Below are 7,842 nucleotides of genomic sequence, written 5' to 3'. Positions count from 1 at the left end.
CCCCCTTGACGCCAATGTCACCGGCATGGCAGTAAATATGCATCATCACTAAATGCGCCCACGGGAAACCGGAGGGCGTTTTTGCGTTCCGGGGGTATGGTATGACAGCGCGGAGCGAGTATCACCATCTGTACAACCTCTCGGCGTGGCGACGTCGCCTGCGGCCTCAACATCTTGAGGGCGAGCCGCTGTGCCGGGCATGTCTGCGGCGGGGGATCTTGAACGATGGTTCGCTGACGGCGTCCGGATCTCGACAGGGTAACCCTAAGCGCTGCCGCCTGGTGGTGGATCATGTGATCCCGCATCGGGGTGATCCGGCGCTGTTTCTGGATCCGGACAATCTGCAGACGCTGTGCCCGGATGACCATGATCAGAACAAACAACGGTTTGAGGCGCGCGGGTACTCGGAAGAGCGCGGTGCGGATGGCTGGCCGGTGGATCCGCAGCATCCCGCCAACCGCTGACGCAGCGGTCTGGCTCCCCCCGGGGGGAGGGTCCGAAGGAATTCCGGATGCGCTGGCAACCGGAGGGGGAGCCTTTTTCTGCGCAAAGTGGAAATTGAATAGAAAAAGCCACATGAACAAGGAGTTGACCGGGATATGCGAGGGCGCAGACCGACAGAGGAAAAGGTTGTGGCTCTCGCGGAAGAGGGCGCGCCGCTTCACAATCTAGAAGAGCGGGCGCGGCTGCGCCTGGAAGAGATCCGGCCCGAGGGGCTGACCGGCGAGCTGCGCTGGACCTTTGATCGGCTGGCGCTGCCGCTGTGTCATCCAACCGTGGATCGCCTGAAGCCGTCCAATGTGTTCATGTTCCGCCAGCTCTGTGCGGCGGTGGTGCGCCATGAGCGGCTAACACTCGAGCTGGAGGAACTGGGCGAGACCTATGAAAGCGAGACGCGCAACGGGGTGCAGATCAAGGCGCGGCCCGAGGTGGCGCAGCTCAATGAGACCTTCCGCCAGATCCGCGGGCTGGCCAATGACTTCGGCATGACGCCGGCGGCGGAGCGCGGGCTGTCGGGGGCGGGCCAGATGGGCTTCAGCTTTCCGGATCCCAACGGACCCGAGAGCTACCTGACGTGAGCGCGACGCATTTGCGGACCTCGGACAGCGAGGATCCGGTGACAGCCTGGGCGCAAGCGGTGCAGGCGGGCGAGGTTGTGGCCGGTCCCTATGTGCGGGCAGCGGCGGATCGCCATCTGCGCGACCTGATCGAGGGGCCCAAGCGCGGGCTCAAATGGGATCTGGCGGCGGCGCTGCGGGCGATCCGGTTTTTTCCGGAGGTGCTGCGGCTCAACGGCGGGCAGTTCGAAGGGCGGCCCTTTGAGCTGCACCCCAGCCAGGCGTTCCGGATTGGCTCGCTCTTTGGCTGGAAACAGTACAGCGCTCGGCACGGGGCGTGGCTTCGGCGGTTCACGCGGTTTTACGATGAGGAAGGCAAGGGCAACGGCAAGTCGCCCATGCTGGGCGGCATCGGCCTGTACATGATGGTGGCCGACAATGAGCCGCGCGCCGAGATCTATGCGGCGGCGGCCAAGAAAGACCAGGCGGGGATCCTGTTCCAGGATGCGGTGGCGATGGTGGATCAGTCGCCGGTGCTGAAGCGGACGGTGCAGCAGCAGGGGGAGAACCCCGTCTGGCAGATGACCTATCGCGGGCGCGGTGGCGACAAGCGCAAGTTCAAACCACTCTCGGCAGAGAAAGCGCAATCCGGCCCGCGTCCCCATTGCGCGCTCACCGATGAGGTGCATGAGCATCCCAACCGGGATGTGATCGACATGCTGGAGCGGGGCTTCAAGTTCCGCAAACAGCCGCTCCTGTGCATGGCCACCAATTCCGGCACCGACAAGAAATCGATCTGCTGGGAAGAGCATCAGCATGGCGTCAATGTCGTCACCGGCGCGGTCGAGGATGACAGCACCTTCGCCTTCATCTGCTCACTGGATGAGGGCGACGACTGGGAGAATGATCCCAGCTGCTGGGTGAAGGTGAACCCGCTCTTGGGTGTGACCATTGATGAGGAATACCTCACCAAGGTGGTGAGCCAGGCCAAGATGATGCCGGGCAAGCGCAACGGCATTGCGCGGCTGCACTTTTGCCAGTGGACGCAATCGGTGACGGCAGCGATCAGGCGTGAGGCCTGGGTGGCCTGTCATGGCGAGGTGGATCCCGAAGAGCTGACCGCGCAGGGCTATCCCTGTTTTGGCGGTCTGGACCTGAGCCAGGTGCGCGACTTCTCGGCGCTGACACTCACATGGGTGCTGGATGCCACCAAGGACGCCGAGCGTCTGGTTTCCAAGACCTGGTTCTGGACGCCGGAGGGCACGCTGATGGAACGGTCGGCGCGGGATCAGGCGCCCTATGATCTCTGGGTGCAGCAGGGCTTCATCGAGGCGGTGCCGGGGGATCGGCTTAAATACCCCTGGCTGGCCGATGCGCTGGCGGATCTGACCTCGCGCTATCAGCCCGAGGTGATTGCCTGTGACCAATATGGGCTGGAACGCCTGAAGGACAGTCTGACGGAAAAGGGGCTGGTGCTGCCGACGGAGGTGCATCCGCAGGGCTTCCAGAAACGGGTGCTGGAGAAGGTGCCGGATCCAACCAACCCGGGGCAGGAGGTCGAGATCTACCTGTGGATGCCGGATTCCATCAACAAGCTGGAAAACGCCATCTACGACGGGCGCCAGATGGTGGCGCAGAACCCGATGCTGGACAGTATGGCGGCCTCTGTCACCTACGCGGAGAACCGCACCGGGCATCGGATGTTTGACAAGGAAAAGGCCCATGGCCGCATCGACGGCATGGTCTCGCTGGCGATGTCGGCGGGGATTGCGCTGTGCCGGGAGCGGGCGGGCAAGGAACAGTCGCCCTGGGGCGATGAGGATTATTCTCTGGAGGATGTGCTGTGGGATTGATGGGATGGCGCGGTCGCGCTGCGGCTGAGAGCGCAGACCAGCCGGAACAGCGCGCCGAGGTGGTGGATAGCGGCGAGGGGATGATTGCCGAGATGCTGACCGGCGCGGTGGGCGAGGGCGTGACCATGCGCGAAGCGCTGTCGCTGCCGGGGATCTGGGCGGCGATCAACTTCCTGTCGGCAGCCATGGCCGGCCTGCCCATCGAGGTCTTCGAGGCCACGGGCGACGAGGGTGGCGACAAGAAGATCACGGGCGGGGTGGCGGATGTGCTGAGTGCGGCGGTGAATGACAGCACCACCTCCTTCAGCTGGCGGGAGACCTTCTTTGCCGAGGTCTTTGGCCCGGGTCGCGCCTATACTTACATCGAGCGCAATGGCCAGGGCCGGGTGATCAACCTCTTTCCGATGGAATATCACCGCACCACCGTGCGCAAGGATCGCGGGCGGCTGTTCTATGACTACCGGGAGCCCTCGGGGCGGGTCAAAACCTATCCGGGCCGGGATGTGATCGACATCGCCTTTCTGCTCAAACCGGACCATGTGGGCTGCCACAATCCGGTGATGACCTGCGCCAGCGCGATCCGGCAGGGGCTCAATGCCAATCGCTATGCGCTGACGGTCTTCGGCAAGAATGGCGTGCCGCCCTATATTCTCACCGGCCCGTTCCAGGCGGCCAAGGAGATGATGCGGGCGGCGGCGGATCTGATGAAGGTGACGCGGCGGGCGGCGGATGAGAGCAAGCCGGTGCTGCCGCTGCCGGCAGGGCATGAGCTGAAGCGGCTTGGCGATGATCCAGACAAGATGCAGCTGACCTCGGTGCAGGTGTTTGCGGTGGGGCAGGTGGCACGGATCTACCAGCTGCCGCCGGTGTTCCTGCAGGAGCTGAGCAAGGGCAATTACAACAATATCGAGCATCAGGATCTTCACCTGGTCAAACACACGCTGCGGCGCTGGGTGAAGAAGTTCGAGCAGGAGCTGACGCTGAAGATCTTCGGGCGCGGCTCCAAACGCTATGTCAAACTGAACCTCGACGGCATCATGCGGGGCGACTTCAAGACCCGGATCGAGGCGATTGTGAAGGCGATCCAGAACGGCCTGATGACCCCAAACGAGGGCCGCGCACTGGAAAACCGCGCGCCTCTGTCCGGGGGCGATGTGCTTCTGGTGCAGGGCGCAACCGTGCCGATTGAGCTGGCCGGCAAGGCCTTTGCCAAGGGCGCGGCGGCGGCGCCCGACCCTGATGACGATGTCGCGCCTGAGACGGGCGACGGCGACGAGACCACCCACACAAACTGACGGAGGCTGCGATGAGCGACCCCACACGCGAGGTGCGTTACTGCGCCGTCGCGCCAATAGAGCTGCGCGAAGACAACGGACAAGCACTGGCCGTGACCGGCTATGCGGCGGTGTTTGGCGAGCGCACCGCCATCGGCCCGCTGGATCGCTGGGGCTGGGAAGAGGTGGTGGAGGCCGGCGCCTTTAGCGCGGCGCTGGACCGGCGCGACGATGTCACCTTCCTGATCGACCATGAGGGCCTGCCGCTGGCGCGCACCAGCTCGGGCACGTTGATGCTGTCGCAGGATCAGCGGGGCTTGCGGGTGGAAACCGAGCTGGACCCGCAGGACCCGGACGTGCAGCGGATCCTGCCGAAGATGCGGCGCGGCGATCTCTCCAAGATGAGCTTTGCCTTCATTGCGGAGAAAGAGACCTGGGACGAGAGCGGCGATCACCCGCTGCGCTCGATTGGCTCGGTGCGGCTCTTCGATGTCTCGATTGTGACCGACCCGGCCTACCAGGGCACCGAGATCGGCCTGCGCTCGAAGGCGGCAGCGCTCGGCGGGAGCGCGCAGCTGTGTCGCCGCCGCATGCAGATGCGCGGGCGTCTGTCTGGCCTGCGCTGAGGGGCGCCGGTCATTGCCCTGTCCCGCGCCTTGGGCAAGCGCAAAAAGATCACATCCATGAGGGTATTATGAGCAAGATCAAAGAACTGCGCGAACAGGCGCAAACCGTCCTGACCGAGGCCACCAGCCTACGCGACGGGATCACCGACAAGACGCCGGCGGACGAGGCCCGCGCGGCCAATGACAAGTTCGACACGCTGATGGATCAGTATGACGGGCTGGTGCGGGACGCGGATCGCGAAGAGCGCGCCGCAACCGCCCAGCGGGAGGCTGAAGAGCGCCGCGAGCAGGAAGAGCGCGCCCAGCGGGAACAGAACCGGCCCGGCCAGGACGAAAGCCGCCACCAGCCCGAGGGGGATGCGAGCGAGGAATATCGCGAGGCGTTCCGCCAGTACCTGGCCAATGGTGCGGATCTGTCGGAGATGGATCGCGAGGCACGGGCGGCCCTGCGGGGTGGCGCGCGGGAGGTGCGCACGCAGACCTCGGGAACCGGGGCGCAGGGCGGCTTTCTGGTGCCCACCACGCTTGCGGGCTTTATCAATGTGGCCGCCGCAGCCCATGGCCCGATGATGGATGGTCAGATTGCCACCGAGATCAACCTGGCCAATGGCGCGCCGTTTGATCTGCCGACGGTGGATGACACCGCAGAGGAGGCCAAACCCCATGCCGAGGGCGATGAGGGCGTTGATGATGACAGCGGCGACATCGAACTGGGCAAGACCACATTGCTGGCCTATGCGCTGGTGACGCCCTGGATCAAATGGTCCTTTGAGCTGGCACAGGATTCCGCCTTTGGGTTTGAGCCGCTTCTGGGCAAGCTGATCGGGGAACGCATCGGGCGCAAGGGCAATGCCTGGCTGACCACCGGCAGCGGCAACAACCAACCGCTGGGCTTTGTCACCGGCGCGCCGGTGGGCCATGTTGCCACCGCCACGGATGCCATCACCTTTGATGAGATCTTTGATCTGGAGCACTCCGTCGACCCGGCCTATCGCGGTGGGCCCAAGGTGCGCTACCAGATGCATGACCAGTCGGTGAAGGCGCTGCGTAAGCTCAAGGACGGCAATGGGCGCTATCTCTGGTCCGATGGCGATGTCACCAAGGGCGTGCCGGCGACGCTCAACGGGCGGCCTGTGTCGTTCAACCAGGCGATGGCGCAGATCGGCGCCGGCACCAAGCCCATCGCTTACGGTGACTTCTCGGAATATTACGTGCGCAAGGTGGGCAATCCCCTCCTTGGTGTGGCGCGCGAGAAGTTCTTCCCCAACCTCGGCATCATGGGCGTGCATCGCATTGACGGCGCGCCGGCGCAGACCAAGGCCATCAAGGTCCTGCAGATGAAAGCGGCCTGACCCATGGCGATGGATCGTCTTGTCCCACCGGCAGAGCCGCCGGTGGAGCTCGCCCAACTGCGCGCGCATCTGCGGCTGGAAGAGGGCGAAGAGGATGGCCACCTGCAACAGTGCCTGGATGTGGCGGTGGCGCAGTTTGATGGTGACGATGGTGAGCTGGGCCTCGCGCTGGTCCGCCAGCAGTGGCAGCAGAGCTATCCCCATGTGCCCGGTGCGGGTGGCTCGGTTGAGCTGATCCTCGGGCCGGTGACTGCGGTGGAGCAGATCGAGGTCTTCACCCCGGCGGGGATCTGGGACGCGGTGGCATCGCCGGAGCTGTTTGAGCTGGGCGGGCGGTTTTATGTCCGTGCGCGCAGCTGGCCCCGCCCGGGTCGCTGCGCACTGCCGCTCAGGGTGCGCTACCAGACCGGCTTTGGTGCGGCGGTTGATGTGCCAAAGCCGATCTGCCATGCCATCCTGCTGTTTGCGGCGCATCTCTATCAGGCGCGCGAGCCGGTGGTGTTCGAGGGCACGCCGGCGGAGGTGCCGCTGTCGATCGCGCGGCTGATCGCGCCCTTCAAAAGCTGGTGGCGGTGATGGCAGAGGTCACCGAACGGGATCGCCGCATTGTCTTTCTGGAGGCGCAGCGTGCGGAGAATGATGCAGGCGAAGAGGAGGTCACGGGCTGGAACAAGTTGTTTTATCGCTGGGCGGCCTATGAGCCGGTGAGCGATGGCGAGCGGCTCCGGGCGGCAGCGGTGGAACAGCGCAGCGACGCGCGGTTCCGGGTGCTGTGGTCGGGGCCCATGGTGCAGATCACCGGCGCGCATCGGCTGCGCTTTGACGGCGCGGATTGGCAGATCACCGGCCTCAAAGAGCGCGGCTTTAAAGGAGAGATCGAGATCACCGCCTGGAAGATCGCGGAGGTGTCTTGATGGCCGTGAAGATGCGCATTGAGGGCGCGGGTGACATCGAGCGCGCGCTGGCCGCCCTGCCGCGTGGCACCGCCAAGGGGGTGATGCGGCGCGCGATGAAGAAGAGCCTCAAGCCTGTGGCGCAGATGGCGGACGCGGCCTCGCCCTTTACAGTTGCCGTGACCTCCAAGCTGACCGCGCGGCAGAAACGCGAGGCGCGCCAGGACCGGGGGCGTAGCAAGGTGGTGCTCTATGTCGGCCCGGTTGATGCGGCAGGTGACGGTGAACCCCATGCGCATCTCTATGAGTTTGGCACCGGGATCCGGGTGCAATCCTCCACGGGGCGCAGCACGGGGCGGATGGCGGCGCGTCCGTTTCTGCGCCCGGCCTGGGACGCCAGTCAGGCGCTGATGCTCGCCACGCTCAAACGCGAGGTCTGGGGCGAGATCGAGCGGACGGTGGAGCGGGCCCGGCGCAAGGCGGCGCGGGCCGGCAGATGAGTATGGAACGGGAGCTGAAGGATCTGTTGAAGACTCTCGGGGCGCCGGTGGTCTGGGGGGCGTTTGATAGGGATGTGGGCTTTCCGCGGATCACCCTGCAGCGGATCTCCACGGTGACGCGGTACTCGCTCAAGGGGCGTGGAGATATCGAGACGGCGCGGGTGCAGGTGAATGTTGCGGCCAAGACTTATGGCGCGCTGCTGAGCCTCGGTCGTGAGATCTCCACCACACTCACCGACTATCGCGGCGGATCTGTGATCCGCATCAAAGAACTCTCCCGGCGGGA

Annotated in this window: 10 protein-coding genes; all 10 read left to right on the top strand. The window is 64.9% G+C overall.

Annotated elements, in window-relative coordinates; translation table 11 throughout:
- The first annotated feature begins 101 nt into the window (after window positions 1-101).
- Entirely contained in the window at window positions 102-464 is a 363-nt protein-coding gene (locus R0J92_RS21025) for an HNH endonuclease signature motif containing protein (RefSeq protein ID WP_411053065.1), read from the top strand.
- 168 nt (window positions 465-632) lie between these two features.
- A complete protein-coding gene (locus tag R0J92_RS21020) occupies window positions 633-1,079 on the top strand; it encodes a P27 family phage terminase small subunit (protein ID WP_411053064.1) in 447 nt (148 codons plus the stop codon).
- Window positions 1,076-2,911, top strand: a complete 1,836-nt coding sequence (locus R0J92_RS21015) for a terminase large subunit (protein WP_411053063.1) — start codon at window positions 1,076-1,078, stop codon at window positions 2,909-2,911. Before R0J92_RS21020 ends, R0J92_RS21015 begins: the two co-directional genes overlap by 4 nt.
- Window positions 2,911-4,206 (top strand): phage portal protein, encoded by a 1,296-nt coding sequence (locus R0J92_RS21010; protein ID WP_411053066.1) that lies wholly within the window; start codon window positions 2,911-2,913, stop codon window positions 4,204-4,206. Before R0J92_RS21015 ends, R0J92_RS21010 begins: the two co-directional genes overlap by 1 nt.
- Before the next feature lie 11 nt (window positions 4,207-4,217).
- Window positions 4,218-4,811: an HK97 family phage prohead protease gene (locus R0J92_RS21005; protein ID WP_411053062.1), complete on the top strand. Its 594-nt coding sequence runs from the start codon at window positions 4,218-4,220 to the stop codon at window positions 4,809-4,811.
- A gap of 68 nt (window positions 4,812-4,879) precedes the next feature.
- Window positions 4,880-6,163: a phage major capsid protein gene (locus tag R0J92_RS21000; protein WP_411053061.1), complete on the top strand. Its 1,284-nt coding sequence runs from the start codon at window positions 4,880-4,882 to the stop codon at window positions 6,161-6,163.
- A gap of 3 nt (window positions 6,164-6,166) precedes the next feature.
- Window positions 6,167-6,739 carry a hypothetical protein gene (locus tag R0J92_RS20995; RefSeq protein ID WP_411053060.1) on the top strand — a complete coding sequence of 191 codons (573 nt, stop codon included), beginning with the start codon at window positions 6,167-6,169 and terminating at the stop codon, window positions 6,737-6,739.
- Complete coding sequence (locus tag R0J92_RS20990) at window positions 6,739-7,077, top strand: head-tail adaptor protein (RefSeq protein WP_411053059.1); 339 nt, start codon at window positions 6,739-6,741, stop codon at window positions 7,075-7,077. The genes R0J92_RS20995 and R0J92_RS20990 overlap by 1 nt, the downstream gene beginning before the upstream one ends.
- Window positions 7,077-7,556, top strand: coding sequence for a hypothetical protein (locus R0J92_RS20985; RefSeq protein WP_411053058.1), 480 nt, complete (start codon window positions 7,077-7,079; stop codon window positions 7,554-7,556). The genes R0J92_RS20990 and R0J92_RS20985 overlap by 1 nt, the downstream gene beginning before the upstream one ends.
- Window positions 7,553-7,842: hypothetical protein (locus R0J92_RS20980; RefSeq protein WP_411053057.1), on the top strand; the 290-nt coding region annotated here is incomplete at its 3' end. The genes R0J92_RS20985 and R0J92_RS20980, both read left to right, overlap by 4 nt.

Origin of the sequence: Tritonibacter sp. SIMBA_163, assembly GCF_046535935.1 — a bacterium.
Taxonomy (GTDB): domain Bacteria; phylum Pseudomonadota; class Alphaproteobacteria; order Rhodobacterales; family Rhodobacteraceae; genus Epibacterium; species Epibacterium scottomollicae.
The sequence above is the reverse complement of the archived record's forward strand: the minus strand, read 5'-3'. Positions and strand labels throughout refer to the sequence as shown.

Coding starts and splice junctions, on each gene's coding strand:
- R0J92_RS21005 (WP_411053062.1), top strand. CDS start 4,218: ATGAGCGACCCCACACGCGAGGTGCGTTACTGCGCCGTCGCGCCAATA.
- R0J92_RS21000 (WP_411053061.1), top strand. CDS start 4,880: ATGAGCAAGATCAAAGAACTGCGCGAACAGGCGCAAACCGTCCTGACC.
- R0J92_RS21025 (WP_411053065.1), top strand. CDS start 102: ATGACAGCGCGGAGCGAGTATCACCATCTGTACAACCTCTCGGCGTGG.
- R0J92_RS20990 (WP_411053059.1), top strand. CDS start 6,739: ATGGCAGAGGTCACCGAACGGGATCGCCGCATTGTCTTTCTGGAGGCG.
- R0J92_RS20985 (WP_411053058.1), top strand. CDS start 7,077: ATGGCCGTGAAGATGCGCATTGAGGGCGCGGGTGACATCGAGCGCGCG.
- R0J92_RS20995 (WP_411053060.1), top strand. CDS start 6,167: ATGGCGATGGATCGTCTTGTCCCACCGGCAGAGCCGCCGGTGGAGCTC.
- R0J92_RS21010 (WP_411053066.1), top strand. CDS start 2,911: ATGGGATGGCGCGGTCGCGCTGCGGCTGAGAGCGCAGACCAGCCGGAA.